General features: G+C 72.9%; 13 protein-coding genes. 8 read left to right on the forward strand and 5 right to left on the reverse strand.

Translation table 11 applies throughout. The features are described from left to right. Position 1 precedes the first annotated feature (1 nt). Together ACFYX3_RS00445 and ACFYX3_RS00450 are read right to left on the reverse strand one after the other, a co-directional pair. Positions 2–493, reverse strand: coding sequence for a roadblock/LC7 domain-containing protein (locus ACFYX3_RS00445; RefSeq protein ID WP_116158852.1), 492 nt, complete (start codon positions 491–493; stop codon positions 2–4). Continuing rightward, positions 490–3,306 carry a nitrate- and nitrite sensing domain-containing protein gene (locus ACFYX3_RS00450; RefSeq protein WP_389006662.1) on the reverse strand — a complete coding sequence of 939 codons (2,817 nt, stop codon included), beginning with the start codon at positions 3,304–3,306 and terminating at the stop codon, positions 490–492. Before ACFYX3_RS00450 ends, ACFYX3_RS00445 begins: the two co-directional genes overlap by 4 nt. Before the next feature lie 372 nt (positions 3,307–3,678). Here ACFYX3_RS00450 and ACFYX3_RS00455 point away from each other — a divergent pair, with 372 nt between their 5' ends. Next, positions 3,679–4,470 carry a hypothetical protein gene (locus ACFYX3_RS00455; RefSeq protein ID WP_389006665.1) on the forward strand — a complete coding sequence of 264 codons (792 nt, stop codon included), beginning with the start codon at positions 3,679–3,681 and terminating at the stop codon, positions 4,468–4,470. An 11-nt stretch (positions 4,471–4,481) separates the two neighbouring features. Here ACFYX3_RS00455 and ACFYX3_RS00460 read toward each other — a convergent pair whose 3' ends face one another. Next, positions 4,482–4,964 (reverse strand): MarR family winged helix-turn-helix transcriptional regulator, encoded by a 483-nt coding sequence (locus ACFYX3_RS00460; protein ID WP_116158854.1) that lies wholly within the window; start codon positions 4,962–4,964, stop codon positions 4,482–4,484. A 235-nt stretch (positions 4,965–5,199) separates the two neighbouring features. On the opposite strand from ACFYX3_RS00460, the gene ACFYX3_RS00465 reads away from it, so the two are divergent. Next, positions 5,200–6,042, forward strand: a complete 843-nt coding sequence (locus ACFYX3_RS00465) for a lysozyme (RefSeq protein ID WP_389006668.1) — start codon at positions 5,200–5,202, stop codon at positions 6,040–6,042. 189 nt (positions 6,043–6,231) lie between these two features. After that, on the forward strand, positions 6,232–7,119 hold the full coding sequence (locus tag ACFYX3_RS00470) for a lytic polysaccharide monooxygenase (RefSeq protein ID WP_389006671.1): 888 nt from the start codon (positions 6,232–6,234) through the stop codon (positions 7,117–7,119). Between the two features lie 209 nt (positions 7,120–7,328). Here ACFYX3_RS00470 and ACFYX3_RS00475 read toward each other — a convergent pair whose 3' ends face one another. Continuing rightward, complete coding sequence (locus ACFYX3_RS00475; protein WP_389006674.1) at positions 7,329–7,922, reverse strand: DUF4240 domain-containing protein; 594 nt, start codon at positions 7,920–7,922, stop codon at positions 7,329–7,331. A gap of 99 nt (positions 7,923–8,021) precedes the next feature. Continuing rightward, positions 8,022–10,433, reverse strand: coding sequence for an endopeptidase La (lon, locus tag ACFYX3_RS00480; protein WP_389006677.1), 2,412 nt, complete (start codon positions 10,431–10,433; stop codon positions 8,022–8,024). Between the two features lie 131 nt (positions 10,434–10,564). Between lon and ACFYX3_RS00485 the strand changes: the two genes are divergently transcribed. The 5 genes from ACFYX3_RS00485 (at position 10,565) to ACFYX3_RS00505 (ending at position 14,501) form a co-directional block, all read left to right on the forward strand. Further along, complete coding sequence (locus tag ACFYX3_RS00485) at positions 10,565–11,209, forward strand: GNAT family N-acetyltransferase (RefSeq protein WP_389006680.1); 645 nt, start codon at positions 10,565–10,567, stop codon at positions 11,207–11,209. A 51-nt stretch (positions 11,210–11,260) separates the two neighbouring features. Continuing rightward, on the forward strand, positions 11,261–11,794 hold the full coding sequence (locus ACFYX3_RS00490) for a hypothetical protein (protein WP_389006683.1): 534 nt from the start codon (positions 11,261–11,263) through the stop codon (positions 11,792–11,794). A gap of 120 nt (positions 11,795–11,914) precedes the next feature. Continuing rightward, a complete protein-coding gene (locus ACFYX3_RS00495; RefSeq protein WP_382662399.1) occupies positions 11,915–12,586 on the forward strand; it encodes a spermidine synthase in 672 nt (223 codons plus the stop codon). A 71-nt stretch (positions 12,587–12,657) separates the two neighbouring features. Next, positions 12,658–13,395 (forward strand): response regulator transcription factor, encoded by a 738-nt coding sequence (locus ACFYX3_RS00500; RefSeq protein ID WP_030688813.1) that lies wholly within the window; start codon positions 12,658–12,660, stop codon positions 13,393–13,395. Next, entirely contained in the window at positions 13,392–14,501 is a 1,110-nt protein-coding gene (locus tag ACFYX3_RS00505; protein WP_382662397.1) for an ATP-binding protein, read from the forward strand. Before ACFYX3_RS00500 ends, ACFYX3_RS00505 begins: the two co-directional genes overlap by 4 nt. The last annotated feature ends 308 nt before the right edge of the window (positions 14,502–14,809 follow it).

Raw genomic sequence — 14,809 nt, forward strand, 5'->3', positions numbered from 1 at the left:
GTCACTGGGTGCTCTCCATCGATTTGCGCAGCTCACTGCGGACTTCGGGGGTGAGTACGTGACCGGCGCGGCCCACGAAGAGCGCCATGTGGTACGCCACGACGCTCATGTCGCAGTCGGGCGTGGCGTGCACGCCGAGCAGCGAGCCGTCGCTGATCGACATGACGAAGACGCTGCCCTCGTCCATCGCGACCATCGTCTGCTTGACCCCGCCGCCGTCCATCAGCCGGGCCGCCCCGATGGTGAGGCTGCCGATGCCGGAGACGATGGTGGCCAGATCGGCGCTGGAGCCGCGCGGCCCGCCGGGACGGCCGGGGCCGTCGGCGGCCGTCGCGGCCTGCTGGGTGGCCGGATCCGACGAGAGCAGCATGAGGCCGTCGGAGGAGACGACGGCCACCGAGCGGACACCCGGGACCTCCTCCACCAGATTCCCCAGCAGCCATTGCAGGTTGCGGGCTTCCGTGCTCAGTCCGAACGTTCCCGTCGCGGTCAACTGCGTGCCTCCTCGACTGTGTCCCCCGTCTTCTCCCCTGTACGTGCAGTCTGTGTGGCCTCTGCGCGAGCCGTGTCCAGCTCCGCCTCCACGTCCCGGCGCCCCGCCTTGGCGCCCTGGTGGAAGCCGCCGAGCCGGCGCCGCAGCGCCTCCGCGTCCACGCCGCCCCGGCGGGGCGTGGTGGCGGCGGCCGGCTGGCGGACCACCTGCGGAGTGCGCTTGGGCAGGCCCTTGTCGGTGACCCGCTCCCACTGCGCGGGGCGCGGACCGGGCACGTCTGCGGTGGTCGCGTCGGCGGCGGGCGCCTCGGGCCGGGCCGTCTCCTCGTCGTCGGCGGCGCGCTCGTGCGTGTCCGGCTCGGGCGGCGGGTCGGGCAGCCGGACCTGGAGCGTGGTCTCGGAGACGGACTCCCCGAGGGGGGCCGGCTCGTACGGCTCCTCCGGCGCGGGCTCCGGTGCGTGCGGGGCCTCCGGCTCGGGGGCGTACGCCTCTTCGGGCTCCGGGGCGTACCCGGTCTCCTGAGTCTCCGCCGCCTCCGCCGCCAGGAACGCCGCCTCCGCCGCCTCCACGAGCGGGTCGCGGTTCCGGGACGGCAGGGTGTTGGAGTTGGCCTCCGCGACCGAGCCGGGCAGCTGGATGACGGGCGCGGCGCCCACGACCCGTACCGGCTCCGACACGGCCGTCGGCGGTGTCGTCGGCAGCAGGGGCAGGGGCAGGACCACGACGGCGGCCGTGCCGCCCTGCTGCTGCTCGCGCAGCTCGACGCGGACGCCGTGGCGGGCGGCGAGCAGGGCGATGACCCGCATGCCGAGCCCCTCGCCCTCGAAGGCCTCCGGGTCGGCCTCGGCGAGGCGCGTGTTGAGCTCGGCGGACCGGGAGGCGGTCATGCCGATGCCCGCGTCCTGCACGGAGAGCATCACCTCGCCGCTCTCCAGGAGCCAGCCGGAGAGCTGGACCTCGGCGTCGGGCGGCGAGAAGGAGGTGGCGTTCTCCAGGAGCTCCGCGACCAGGTGGCTCAGGTCGTCCGCGGCGAAGCCGGCGATCTGGGCGTGCGGCGGCAGCGACTGGATGGTGACCCGCTCGTACCGCTCGATCTCGCTGACGGCGGCGCGCAGCACGTCGACGAGCGGAACGGGCCCGGCGTGGCCGTGGACGTGCTCGTGTCCGGCGAGGACGAGGAGGTTCTCGCTGTGGCGGCGCATGACGGTCGCCATGTGGTCGAGCTTGAAGAGGGTCGCGAGGCGGTCCGGGTCCTGCTCGCGCTCCTCCAGCTTCTCGATGACGCCGAGCTGCCGCTCGACGAGCCCGAGGCTGCGCAGCGAGAGGTTGACGAAGGTGTGGTGGACGCTGTTCCTGAGCCGTTCGAGGTCGGCGGTGAGGAGGGCGACCCGGCCCTGGAGGTCGGCGCGCTGGGCGGCGAGTTCGGCGCCGACGGCGTCCTTGGCGGCGGCCAGGTCCTCGCGCTCGTCGGTGAGCCGCTCGGTCTGCGCGGCGAGGCCGGCGAGCTTGCCGTGGAGGGCGTTGAGGGAGCGGACGACCTGGGCGAACTCGTCGTTGCGGCCGGTGAAGCGGACCGCTTCCTCGGTGTGCGGCTCGGGGGCGGCGGCCAGTCGGGCGGCACCGAGGCGGAGCACGGCGAGCGGCCGGGTGAGGGTGCGGGCGACGTAGGTGGAGATGCCGATCGCGACGAGGAGGCAGCCGCCGAGGTAGGCGAGGCGCAGTTCGAGGGCGGTGACGTCGTCGTCGCGGAGGGCGGCGAGGCGTTCGACCCGCTCGGTGGCGAGGGCGGACTCGACGCCGCGCATCTGCTCGATACGGGCGGAGAGCGCGGCGTCCAGGGCGACCGGGTCCGTGCCGCGCTCGGCCTCGGTCAGCCTGGGCTGGTCGGTGAGGCTGGCGAGGGCGAGCTCGGCGGTCTTGACGTCGGGGCCGGTGACGGTGGCCGCGAGGGAGTCGCGGGCGGTGGCCCCGGTGGCCTGGTCGAAGTCGCCGAGGGCGGCGAGCTCGCGGACGCGGGCCTGCTGGGCGGCCGCGGTGAGGCCGTCGCGGGCCCGGTCGGCCTCCGCCGCGCCCTCGGGCTCGTCGGCGACGTAGGTGCCGGTCTGGGGGTCGTAGTGGACGTCCCCGGTGGGCTCGGGCTGCGGCACGGAGAGCGCGCCGAGGAGCAGGCCGCGGGTGGCGGAGGCCTGTTCGACGGCGCGGCCGAGGGCGGCGGGGGCGCGGGTGGCCCCGGTCAGCGCGGTGTCGGAGGCGCGGGCCGGGGTCTTGTCGGCGAGTTCGTCGGCGAGGGCCTGGAGCTTGGCGATGACGTCCGAGTACGCCTTGTGGGCCTCCAGGGCCGTGCCCTTGCCGGTGAGGGCGGTGCGGCGGACGGAGGGGACTCCGGCGAGTTCGCGGCGGAGTTCGGCGGGGGCGGCGGGCCGGATCTCGTCGATCTGGCGGTCGACGCGGGTGGAGCGCGCGTCGGTGATCTGCCGCTTGTGCTTGGCGTCGCCGCTCTGGTTCTCGCGGCCGGCGGCGATGTACGCCACGACCTCGTCGCGCTCGTCGGCGAGGGAGTGCGCGAGGGTGACGGCCTGCCGGTCGAGTTCGGCGAGGGTGACCAGGCGCTGGGACTCGGTGAGCTCGGCGGAGGCGGCGAGGACCGCGGGGGCTCCGGCGGCGAGGACGGTGACGCTCACCAGGGCGACGCCGGCGACCAGCCGGTTGCGGACGCGCTTGGGCCGGCCGGCGGGGGCCTGCGGCTCACCGGGGGTCTGGCTCTGCGTGCCGTTGTTGCTCCGAGGCCGCTTCTTCTGCACCGGTGCTCGCATTCTTGATTCGTCCGCCGATGAAGCAGAGGTGACGGCCGGTCACTAAGGAGCACCCCCACCCCTGGTACGGCTTCCGACCATTCCAGCGCTTCCGGCAGGGGGACGGGCATCGGCCGCTCCGCCACCCGAACGAGTGAACAACACTCCGTAGTTGGCGGACAACTCGCGGAGGTGGGTTCCGGGGGCTCGCACGGGGCGCCGGTTGGATCTTCCGGGCAGGCTTTGGCAGGATGCGCGCCCGCAGTTTCCCGGAGGTAACCCTTCCGCCTCTCGCACCGCTTCTGCGGGCTTGGTACAGGCCTTTTCCGGCCGTTTGCAGGTCCGGTGAAGGAGTTCAGGGGGGAATGCGCGGCGGCGGGCACACTGGAAGGCATGCGCAGCGAAGTCGCCTCTCTTCCCGGCAGCCCCGAACGCCCCAACGAGGACTGGGTGGCCGCTGTTCTGCCCGCCTCGGGCAGCGGGGGGACCCTCGTCCTGCTCGACGGCGTCACACCTCCCGCCGGTGATGACGGTTGCGTGCACACGGTCCCCTGGTTCACCGCGCGACTGGGCGGGGCTTTGACCGAACTGTCCGGTTCCCGCCGGGACATGCCCCTGTCCGAGATCCTGTCGCTGGCAATCCGGCGCACCGCGGACGCCCATCGCGACACCTGTGACCTTTCTCACGTGCGAACACCTCAGGCGACCGTGGTCCTCGCCCGCTGGGACGAGACCTCGGTCGAGCACCTCGTCCTCTCCGACTCCGTACTCCTCCTGGAGTCCCCGGACGGGACGGTGCGGGCCGTGCTCGACGACCGGCTCGACCGGGTGCCGGCCGAGGTGCTGCGCTCCCTGGAGGCGACGGACCGGCTGCGGAACCGGGAGGGCGGCTTCTTCACCGCGGCGGCGGACCCGGAGGTGGCCGCGCGGGCGGTGACCGGGACGGCGCCCCGCGCGGAGGTGCGGGCCCTGGCGGCGCTCTCCGACGGGGCGAGCCGCTGGGTGGAGCTGTTCGGCGAGGGCGACTGGACGGACTGCTTCGGCGTCCTGCGGAAGGAGGGCCCGGCCGGCCTGCTCCGCCGGGTGCGGGCCCTGGAGGCGGCGGACGCACGGGCCGGCGGCGCGCGGCGCTGGAAGCTGCACGACGACGCGACGGCGGCGTACGCGGAGCTGCCGGGGCGGTGAGCCTCGACCCGTCACCCCTCCGAGCGGAGGTTGAAGTGGTTCAGGAGGCGGGCCAGTTCGGCGACCTCGGCGCGGTCCCAGTCGGCGAGTTTGCGGACGTAGCGTTCGCGCCGGGCGTCGCGGACGCTGCGGAAGCGGCTGCGGCCCTCCTCGGTGAGACGGACGAGCGAGGCGCGGCCGTCGGCGGGGTCGGGGTCCCGGGCGACGAGCCCGAGGTCCTCCAGGGCCCGGAGCTGGCGGCTCATCGTCGCCTTGCCGACACCGAAGTACCCGGCGAGTTCGGTGGCCCGCTGGGGTCCGGCGTCGTCGAGGCGTACGAAGAGGCCGTAGGCCGCGGGTTCCAGTTCGGGGTGGACCTCGCGGGCCATCTCGCCGGACTGGGCGCGGGCGCGGCGCAGAAAGACCGCCAGCTCCCGTTCGAGGGCCAGGAATTCCTGGTCCACACCACTTCCGGCGGTGGCCCGGCCTTCACTTCCCGTACCGCTTCCGTGCACGTCAGCACCTCCCGCACGCTTTCCGGACCCTGAAAGTTTCTTGCGGCGACGTCCATCGCCGCAGCTCCTTCAGTATTTCGCAGGCGTAGACCAACGGCGGCAACCAGGCCCCCTTCCGCAGGGCGGGTCTACGTGCGTAGCGTCTTCTCCGGCAGGGCGTATGACATGTCCATTCCAGGCTTTGTCGTGCGGTCCGCCGCCATCGCTCCCCCACCGAGCCTTTCGGAGGCACGCAATGCGTGTGCACAGATCCGGAACGACCCTCGCCGGCGCCGCCCTCGCGGCCCTGGCCCTCCTCCTCCCCCTCGGCCTCTCCGGCACCGCCACCGCCGCCCAGGACCCGGGCGCCCGGAAGGCGACCCCCGCGCGCGGCTCCGCCTACATGGGCATGGGCGTGATCGCGCACGACGGACAGGGTGCCGAGCCGGCCGGCGGCGCCTCGCTCCTCGCCACCCAGACGGAAGGCGTGGACGTCTCCAGCCACAACGGCAACGTGGACTGGTCCACGCTGTGGAACAGCGGGGTCAAGTGGGCCTACGTCAAGGCGACGGAGGGCACGTACTACAAGAACACCTACTTCACCCAGCAGTACAACGGCTCCTACAACGTCGGCATGATCCGCGGCACGTACCACTTCGCCACCCCGGACACGACGACCGGAGCCGCCCAGGCCGACTACTTCGTCAACAACGGCGGCGGCTGGTCGAAGGACGGCAGGACCCTGCCGGGCGTCCTCGACATCGAGTGGAACCCGTACGGCGCGACCTGCTACGGCAAGACGGCGTCCGGGATGGTCGCCTGGATCCAGGACTTCGTGAACCGCTACCGGTACCGGACGGGCCGCGACCCGGTGATCTACACGGCCACCAGCTGGTGGAAGCAGTGCACCGGCAACTCCGCGGCCTTCTCCTCCACCAACCCGCTGTGGATCGCGCGGTACGCCACCGACGTCGGCGAACTCCCGGCCGGCTGGCCGTACTACACGATCTGGCAGTACACCTCCTCCGGCCCGACGGTCGGCGACCACAACCACTTCAACGGGGACTACTCGCGCGTGCAGGCACTCGCGAACGGCTGACCCCCGCCGCCCCGACGGCGGCCCCCGGTGTGCGGCGGCATTCCGGGGGCCGCCTTTTTCCGTCCACCCCCTTGCCCATTGGTATGGACCAATGCGAGGCTTCCTCCGCCGGTCGCCCGGATCAACTTCCGTGCGCCCGGCGCGCGTTGCTCAACCCGTACTCCCCCACGCACGAGAGAGAGCCCCCGCATGCCGTCCTCCCGCCGCACCGCCACCGGCGTCGCAGCCCTGTCCGCCGCCGCGGCCCTGGTCAGCCTCACGCCCGCCACCGCGAGCGCCCACGGAGCCGTCTTCAACCCCGTGAGCCGGATCGCGGCCTGCTACGCCGAGGGCCCCGAGACGCCCAAGTCGCAGGTCTGCAAGGACCTCGTCGCCGACTCCGGCACCCAGCCGCTCTACGACTGGAACGAGGTCAACATCGCCAACGCCGCCGGGCAGCACCAGGCACTCATCCCGGACGGCAAGCTCTGCTCGGCCAACCGCGAGAAGTACCGGGCGCTGGACTGGGCGCGCACCGACTGGCCGGCGACGGCCGTCGCAGCCGGCTCCTTCGACTTCAAGTTCCGCGTGACGGCGCCGCACTCGGGCACGATGACCGTCTACATCACCAAGGCGGGCTTCGACCCGACGCATCCCCTGAAGTGGTCGGACCTGGACCCGACGCCCGTCGCCGTCTACAACACCGGCCGCACCGCGACCGACGGCTACTACAACTTCACGGGCACCTTCCCGGCGCGCACCGGCCGCCACATCGTCTACAAGATCTGGCAGCGCAACGACAGCCCCGAGGCCTTCTACAGCTGCTCGGACGTCACGTTCGGCGGTACGGCGACGGCTTCCGCGACGACGGCCGGGGCCCAGGCCCCGACCGAGGCGAAGATCGCGGCGGGCGCCGAGCTGTCCACCGTGAGCCACGCGGGCCACGGCGGCGACGAGCAGCCCCCGGCCCTCTCCGCCGAGACCACCGAGGCCCCCGCCTCGCCGCTCCCGCTGGCCCTCACGGGCGCGGGCGCCCTCGCCGTCTTCGCAGCGGGCAGCCTGCTCCTGGGCCGCCGCCGCAACTCGTCGGCGTCCTGAACGCTCAGGGACCCGAACCCCTGAGGCCCCCGACACCTCGGACCTCGGGCCCCTGAGCCCCGGAGCCCGAGGTCCGGGCCCCCTCGGCTCCGGACACCGAGGCCCGGACACCGAGGCCCGGGCCCCGAGGCCCCGAGATCCCGGGAGCCGGGCCCCGTCAGGCTCCGACCCCGAGGCCCGGGCCTCTGAGGCCCGTACCCCTCCGGCTCCTAGGAGCCGGAGGTGGCGGGTGGGAAGAGGGCGGTGAGTCGGGGTATCGCCAACCCCTCCGGCCGAGAGCCCCGGGGCGACTCGCCCTCTTCCCATTCCCCCGCCGCCTCCGCGGCGTCCTCCGCCGCCTCCACCGCGTCGAGGAACTCCTCGCCGTGGTCGTCCTCCTGGCCCGTCAGCTCGTCCCACGCGTCCTGGGCGACGTAGTCGAGCTCCTCCCACTCGGGCCACTCGTCGTCGTGCCACTCGTCGTGGTGCCGGCCCACGAGCGCGCGCACCCCGGGCAGGTCCGCCAGCGCGTCCGGGTCGGCGAGGACCGACTCGTACGCCTTCCGCCCCTGGCCCACCAGCCAGAGGGTGAAGTAGTGGAAGCCGTCGTCCGTGCAGGCGCCGCCCTCTATCCGGTTCGCCGCCTTCCACAGCGCGCGCGTGTCCGCGAGCTCGGTCGTCCGCTCCAGGCGCACCTGGAACGCCACGCTCTCGGCCTCCGGACGCCGCAGCAACTCCGCCCGCAGCCATTCGAGCCGCTCCTCCCGGTCACCCGGCCGGCGGCCCAACTCGTCGATGAGAGCCCAGAAGGCGTCGTCGTTCATGCGTACGAGCATGCCAGCCCCGACTGACATCCGGGTAACGGGATCCGTACGCGCCGGAGCGGGGTGCCGACAGGGCACCCCGCTCCGGCGCGTGGGGAGTTACGCGGCCACGTCCACCGGCACGACCGCCGGGGCGAGCGCGATCTCCAGGACCTGGCGGACGTCCGTCACCGGGTGGACCTCCAGCTTCTCCAGGATCTCGGCCGGGACGTCGTCCAGGTCGGCCTCGTTCCGCTTGGGGATCACGACCGTCGTGATGCCCGCCCGGTGCGCGGCGAGGAGCTTCTGCTTCACGCCGCCGATCGGCAGCACGCGGCCGGTGAGGGAGACCTCGCCGGTCATGGCCACGTCCGTACGGACGAGCCGGCCGCTCAGCAGCGAGGCGAGGGCGGTCGTCATGGTGACGCCCGCGCTCGGCCCGTCCTTGGGCACCGCGCCCGCCGGGAAGTGGATGTGCACGCCCCGGTCCTTGAGGCCGGTGACGGGCAGCTCCAGCTCCGCGCCGTGCGAGCGGAGGAAGGAGAGCGCGATCTGCGCCGACTCCTTCATCACGTCGCCCAGCTGACCCGTGAGGGTCAGACCGGCGGCGCCCGTCTCCGGGTCGGCGAGGGACGCCTCCACGAAGAGGACGTCACCGCCCGCGCCGGTCACGGCGAGCCCGGTGGCGACACCCGGCACGGCCGTCCGCCGCTCCGCCGGGTCCTGGGCCGACTCCGGCACGTGGTGCGGCCGCCCGATGAGCTCCCGCAGGCCGTCCGCTCCGACCGTGAACGGCAGTTCGCGGTCGCCGAGTTCGTGCTGGGCCGCGACCTTCCGCAGCAGCCGGGCGATCGACCGCTCCAGGGTGCGGACACCGGCCTCGCGGGTGTACTCCCCGGCCAGCTTCCGCAGCGCGGACTCCTCCAGGACGACCTCGCCCGGCTCCAGACCGGCCCGCTCCAGCTGGCGCGGGAGCAGGTGGTCACGGGCGATGACGACCTTCTCGTCCTCCGTGTAGCCGTCGAGGCGCACCAGCTCCATGCGGTCGAGGAGCGCCTCGGGGATGGCTTCGAGGACGTTGGCCGTGGCCAGGAAGACGACGTCGGAGAGGTCGAGTTCGACCTCCAGGTAGTGGTCGCGGAAGGTGTGGTTCTGCGCGGGGTCGAGGACTTCGAGGAGGGCCGCCGCGGGGTCGCCGCGGAAGTCGGAGCCGACCTTGTCGATCTCGTCGAGCAGGACCACCGGGTTCATGGACCCGGCCTCCTTGATGGCGCGGACGATCCGGCCGGGCAGGGCGCCGACGTACGTCCGCCGGTGACCGCGGATCTCCGCCTCGTCGCGTACGCCGCCGAGGGCGACCCGGACGAACTGGCGGCCCATGGCGTGGGCGACGCTCTCGCCCAGGCTGGTCTTTCCGACGCCGGGAGGACCGACGAGAGCGAGCACGGCACCGCCGCGGCGGCCGCCGACCACGCCGAGACCGCGGTCGGAGCGCCGCTTGCGCACCGCGAGGTACTCGGTGATCCGTTCCTTCACGTCGTCGAGGCCGGCGTGCTCGGCGTCCAGGACCGCGCGGGCGCCCCGGATGTCGTACCGGTCCTCGGTCCGCTCGTTCCACGGCAGTTCGAGGACGGTGTCCAGCCAGGTGCGGATCCAGGAGCCCTCGGGGGACTGGTCGCTGGACCGCTCCAGCTTCTCGACCTCCTTGAGGGCGGCCTCCCGCACCTTCTCGGGCAGGTCGGCGGCCTCCACGCGGGCGCGGTAGTCGTCGGACTCGTCGCCCTCGGCCTCGCCGTTGAGGTCGCGGAGCTCCTTGCGGACGGCTTCGAGCTGGCGGCGGAGCAGGAACTCGCGCTGCTGCTTGTCGACGCCCTCCTGGACGTCCTTGGCGATGGTCTCGGCGACGTCCTGCTCGGCGAGGTGCTCGCGGAGCAGGGCGGTGGCGAGCTTGAGGCGGGCGACCGGGTCGGCGGTCTCCAGGAGTTCGACCTTCTGCTCGACGCTGAGGAAGGGCGAGTAGCCGGAGTTGTCGGCGAGGGCGCCGACGCCGTCGATCTGCTGGACGCGGTCGACGACCTGCCAGGCGCCGCGCTTCTTGAGCCAGCTGGTGGCCAGCGCCTTGTACTCCTTGACCAGTTCGGTCACGTGGCCGGGCAGCGGGTCGGGCAGGGTCTCCTCGACCGTGGCGCCCTCGACCCACAGGGCGGCGCCGGGGCCGGTCGTGCCGGCGCCGATGCGGACGCGGCCGAGGCCGCGGATCAGCGCGCCGGGATCGCCGTCGGACAGGCGCCCGACCTGCTCGACGATGCCCAGGACGCCGGTGCCGGCGTAGGTCCCGTCGACCCGCGGCACCAGGAGGACGCGGGGCTTGCCCGCGACGGCGCGGGCGGCGGCCTGGGCGGCCTCGACGGCGGCCCGTACGTCGTTGTCGGACAGGTCCAGCGGCACGACCATTCCGGGCAGCACGACCTCGTCGTCGAGCGGCAGCACAGGCAGAGTGAGCGGCACGGACGCCATGGACTCAGAAGCCATGATCTCCCCTTCGGCAGTCAAGTTGAGCTATGTGCACTCAATGCTTGTGAGCCCAGAGATGTTCCCGTCCATACGTTCGCTCTGAGCGATCACCCCCACACGCACCCACAGAGCCCACATGTAATGCCCTCATGAACATCTCATCCATTACTTCAGCGTGGGTGGCGGGCTGGACCGTCTCCCGGGGCGCCCCGGCCGCCGTCGCCGAGCCCTGGGGCTACCGGATCGACGTCGGCCTGCCCCGGCATGTCGTGCGGCACGTCCTGCCCGCCCCCGACGCGGCCTCCGTCGGCGCGCTCTGCGCCCGGCTGACCACGCCGTACAGCTGGCTCAAGGTGATGGCGGGTCCCGAGGAGGCGGCGGCGTGGATCACCGACGGATGGACGGTCCCCGACGACCCCGGCTTCATGATGGTCAAGCCCCTGGACCCCGGCGTCCGCCCCGCGCCCCCCGAGGGGTACGCCCGCACGACCGAGGTCGCGAACGGCGTCATCCGCGTCCGCGTCCTCGCCCCGGACGGCACCCTCGCCGCCCGCGGCCAGATCGCCCCGACCGGCTCCACCGCCGTGGCCGACCAGATCGAGACCGACCCCGCGCACCGGCGCCGGGGCCTGGGAGCGAACGTCATGCGCACCCTGGAGGCCGCCGCCGCCCAGGCCGGCGCCGAGACCGGCGTGCTCGCTGCGACCACGGACGGCCTCGCGCTCTACGACTCCCTGGACTGGCGCTACCGGGGACCGATCACCGGAATGGTCCGAACAGACACCCGGGGCTGAAACCCGGCCGTCCGGCTGCGAGCGGGACCCCGGAGCGGGCATGCTCGTCCCATGGTGCGAGGCGTGAGGGGTACGGGGAAGTGGTGCGGGGCCCTGCTGCTGGCGGGAGCCCTGGCCGGCGGCCTGAGCGGCTGCGGCCCCGGGGTGCCGCCCGTGCCCGGCGGAGCGCCGTCGAGCGCGAGCACGCCGGCCGTTCCGAGCCCCACGACGGACCCCGGCACACCCACCGCGGAACCCCAGCCGGGCGAGGTCCTCGTCGAGGTGGTCGTCAACGGCGGCCTCGCCGGCGTCCGCAACCGGCTCGTCGTCCACTACGACGGCAGCTGGACCAGCCGCTCCGGCACCAGACCGCCCCGGACGGGCCGGCAGACCCCCGCCGAGGCCGCCGAACTGCGCGCGGCCCTGGAGGACCCCGCCTTCGCCCTGGTCCCGGACCGCCCGACGGGCAAGCCGATCCCGGACGGCTTCCAGTACTACGTGACGTACCGCCACCGCCTGGTCGTCGCGGACGACCACACCCGCCCACCGGCCCTCGACCGCGTCTTCGCGGCCCTCCCGGAGGGCGGCCCGCCGACGAGCCCGTGAGGGGCGTACGAGAGACGGCGTCCCCGCGCGCGTACGGCTCGTTAAGTGTTTGTCCCGGTCGTCGCCGCCCCGCAAGGATGGCCGGGAGAGACCGTACGTTCACGAGACCACGGAGTGATCATGACCAGCCCCGTCACCCTCGACCGCCGCGATGGGCCGTACGGAGAAGTGGTGCTCCGCCGCAGGGCCGAGCACTACGAGATCATCGCCAACGGCACCTTCCTCATGGACACCTCCGACGGGCGCTCCGAGCGGCTGCTGATCGACGCGGCGCTGGGTGCCCTGCCCGAGGAGTCGCGGTCCGGTGCGTCCGTCCTCGTCGGCGGGCTCGGGGTCGGTTTCTCGCTCGCGCACGCCGCCGCCGAGCCCCGCTGGCGACGGATCGTCGTCGCCGAGCGTGAGGAGGCGATCATCGACTGGCACCGGCAGGGACCCCTCGCGGCGATCTCCGGGGCTGCGCTCGCCGATCCGAGGACCGTGATCCTGCACACGGACCTGGTGGAGTACCTGCGCACCACGACCGACACCTACGACGCCCTGTGTCTGGACATCGACAACGGGCCCGACTGGACGGTCACCGAGGACAACGAATCCCTGTACTCGGCCGAGGGTTTGGCGGCCTGCGCGGCCCGTCTCGACCCCGGCGGGATCCTCGCCGTGTGGTCCGCCCAGCCGTCCGCCGATTTCGAAGAGTCGTTGCGGAATGCCGGATTCAGCGGGGTACGGACGGAAGAGATCCCGGTTGCCCGGGGCGTCCCCGACGTGGTCCACCTCGCCGTCCGTCCCGGATAGCTCCTGGATAGCCGGGACGCCGCCGGTACCTCTAGGCTGCTGCACCGACATCGGCGACGCGAGGCGGAGCAATGGAGCAGACACACACCACTCACCACGGTGCGGCGGCCACTCCGGGGGCCCAGCGGCGCGTCCTTGTGGTCGAGGACGACGCCACGATCGTGGAGGCGATCTCCGCGCGGCTGCGCGCCGAGGGCTTCCTCGTGCAGACCGCGACCGACGGCCCCGCGGCCGTCGACGCGGCCGAGGCATGGCAGCCGGACCTGATGGTCCTGGACGTGATGCTGCCCGGTTTCGACGGCCTGGAGGTGTGCCGCAGGGTCCAGGCCCAGCGCCCCGTCCCCGTCCTCATGCTGACCGCCCGCGACGACGAGACCGACATGCTGGTCGGCCTCGGCGTCGGCGCGGACGACTACATGACGAAGCCGTTCTCGATGCGCGAGCTGGCCGCCCGGGTGCACGTGCTGCTGCGCCGGGTGGAGCGGGCCGCGCTCGCGGCGGTCACCCCGCGCAGCGGGATCCTGCGCCTCGGCGAGCTGGAGATCGACCACGCGCAGCGCCGGGTCCGGGTCCGCGCGGAGGACGTGCACCTGACCCCGACCGAATTCGACCTGCTCGTCTGCCTGGCGAGCACCCCCCGCGCGGTCCTCTCCCGCGAGCAGCTGCTCGCCGAGGTGTGGGACTGGGCGGACGCCTCCGGCACCCGGACCGTGGACAGCCACATCAAGGCGCTGCGCCGGAAGATCGGGGCCGAGCGCATCCGTACGGTCCATGGTGTCGGTTACGCGCTGGAGACCCCGGCGCCGTGAGCCGGCCGGGGCCCGGGAGGCCGCACGTGCAGGGGCCGCGCCGGTCCCGCCGCATCGTGATCTCGATCAAGACGAAGCTGGGCGCCCTGGTCGTCGGGGCGGTCCTGCTGACCTCCTGCCTGGCCCTGGTGGCGATCCGGACCTCCACCGAGTTCCGGTACATCACGATCTTCGCGATGATCGCGACCCTGCTGATCACCCAGTTCGTGGCGCAGTCCCTGACGGCCCCGCTCGACGAGATGAACACGGTGGCCGGGTCGATCTCGCGCGGGGACTTCAGCCGCCGGGTGCGGGGCGCGGACCGGCGGGACGAGCTGGGCGACCTCGCCTCGACGATCAACCGCATGGCGGACGACCTGGAGGCCGTCGACCGGCACCGCAAGGAGCTGGTGGCGAACGTCTCGCACGAGCTGCGCACGCCGATCGCCGCGCTCCGGGCCGTCCTGGAGAACGTGGTGGACGGGGTGTCCGAGGCCGATCCGGAGACCATGCGGTCGGCCCTGAAGCAGACGGAGCGGCTCGGGCGGCTCGTGGAGACCCTGCTCGACCTGTCACGTCTCGACAACGGTGTCGTGGCGCTCCGGGCGAGCCGCTTCGAGGTCTGGCCGTATCTCTCGGGGGTGCTGCGGGAGGCGAACCTGGCCGCGTCCCAGCGCGGCCTCTCGTCGACCTCGGGCCTTCACCGCCGTACGGACGTGCATCTGCATCTGGACGTGTCGCCGCCCGAGCTGGTCGGGCACGCGGACGCGGAGCGGCTGCACCAGGTGATGGCGAACCTGATCGACAACGCGGTGAAGCACTCCCCGCCGCACGGCCGGGTCACGGTCCGGGCCCGGCGGGGCCCGTATCCGGACTCGCTGGAGCTGGAGGTCGAGGACGAGGGTCCCGGCATTCCGGAGTCGGAGCGGCACAAGGTCTTCGAGCGGTTCAACCGGGGCTCGGTCCCGGACCGGCAGGGGCCGGGCAGCGACGGCGGCACGGGGCTCGGGCTCGCGATCGCCCGCTGGGCGGTGGATCTGCACGGCGGCGGGATCGGAGTGGCCGAATCGTCACGTGGATGCCGCATCAGAGTCACTCTTCCGGGCAGCCTTCCCCCCAGAGATTGACGTAGGGTTCGAACCGGAAGCGCACGTTCTGCGTGTACGTGGGCAGGACATGCGTCTCCGTGAGCGAGACCTGCGTCTTCGTGAGCGGGACGTGTGCCTCCGTGAGCGGGGCGTGATCAGGGGTGCGGCCGAACAGGGCCGTGCTCGCGCTTCCCCGTACCCTCACACATGCGGAACCACGCTTGTTTCCCGCCATTCATGGCATCGAAACACGCTGTCAAGTGTGACTTGCGCAACGTTGGACTGCCTGGCCTGCACCTCTCGGCCGGACAGGCGTAGCCTTTATTTCCGCTGTCCATCACCTTGCG

Origin of the sequence: Streptomyces sp. NPDC002463 (genome assembly GCF_042889835.1) — a bacterium.
Lineage (GTDB): Bacteria > Actinomycetota > Actinomycetes > Streptomycetales > Streptomycetaceae > Streptomyces > Streptomyces nymphaeiformis.

Bases quoted from the DNA above. Each gene is read 5' to 3' on its own strand.
- ACFYX3_RS00470 (WP_389006671.1), top strand. From the start codon at position 6,232: ATGCCGTCCTCCCGCCGCACCGCCACCGGCGTCGCAGCCCTGTCCGCC.
- ACFYX3_RS00455 (WP_389006665.1), top strand. From the start codon at position 3,679: ATGCGCAGCGAAGTCGCCTCTCTTCCCGGCAGCCCCGAACGCCCCAAC.
- lon (WP_389006677.1), bottom strand. From the start codon at position 10,433: ATGGCTTCTGAGTCCATGGCGTCCGTGCCGCTCACTCTGCCTGTGCTG.
- ACFYX3_RS00485 (WP_389006680.1), top strand. From the start codon at position 10,565: ATGAACATCTCATCCATTACTTCAGCGTGGGTGGCGGGCTGGACCGTC.
- ACFYX3_RS00495 (WP_382662399.1), top strand. From the start codon at position 11,915: ATGACCAGCCCCGTCACCCTCGACCGCCGCGATGGGCCGTACGGAGAA.
- ACFYX3_RS00500 (WP_030688813.1), top strand. From the start codon at position 12,658: ATGGAGCAGACACACACCACTCACCACGGTGCGGCGGCCACTCCGGGG.
- ACFYX3_RS00465 (WP_389006668.1), top strand. From the start codon at position 5,200: ATGCGTGTGCACAGATCCGGAACGACCCTCGCCGGCGCCGCCCTCGCG.
- ACFYX3_RS00450 (WP_389006662.1), bottom strand. From the start codon at position 3,306: ATGCGAGCACCGGTGCAGAAGAAGCGGCCTCGGAGCAACAACGGCACG.
- ACFYX3_RS00490 (WP_389006683.1), top strand. From the start codon at position 11,261: ATGGTGCGAGGCGTGAGGGGTACGGGGAAGTGGTGCGGGGCCCTGCTG.
- ACFYX3_RS00475 (WP_389006674.1), bottom strand. From the start codon at position 7,922: ATGAACGACGACGCCTTCTGGGCTCTCATCGACGAGTTGGGCCGCCGG.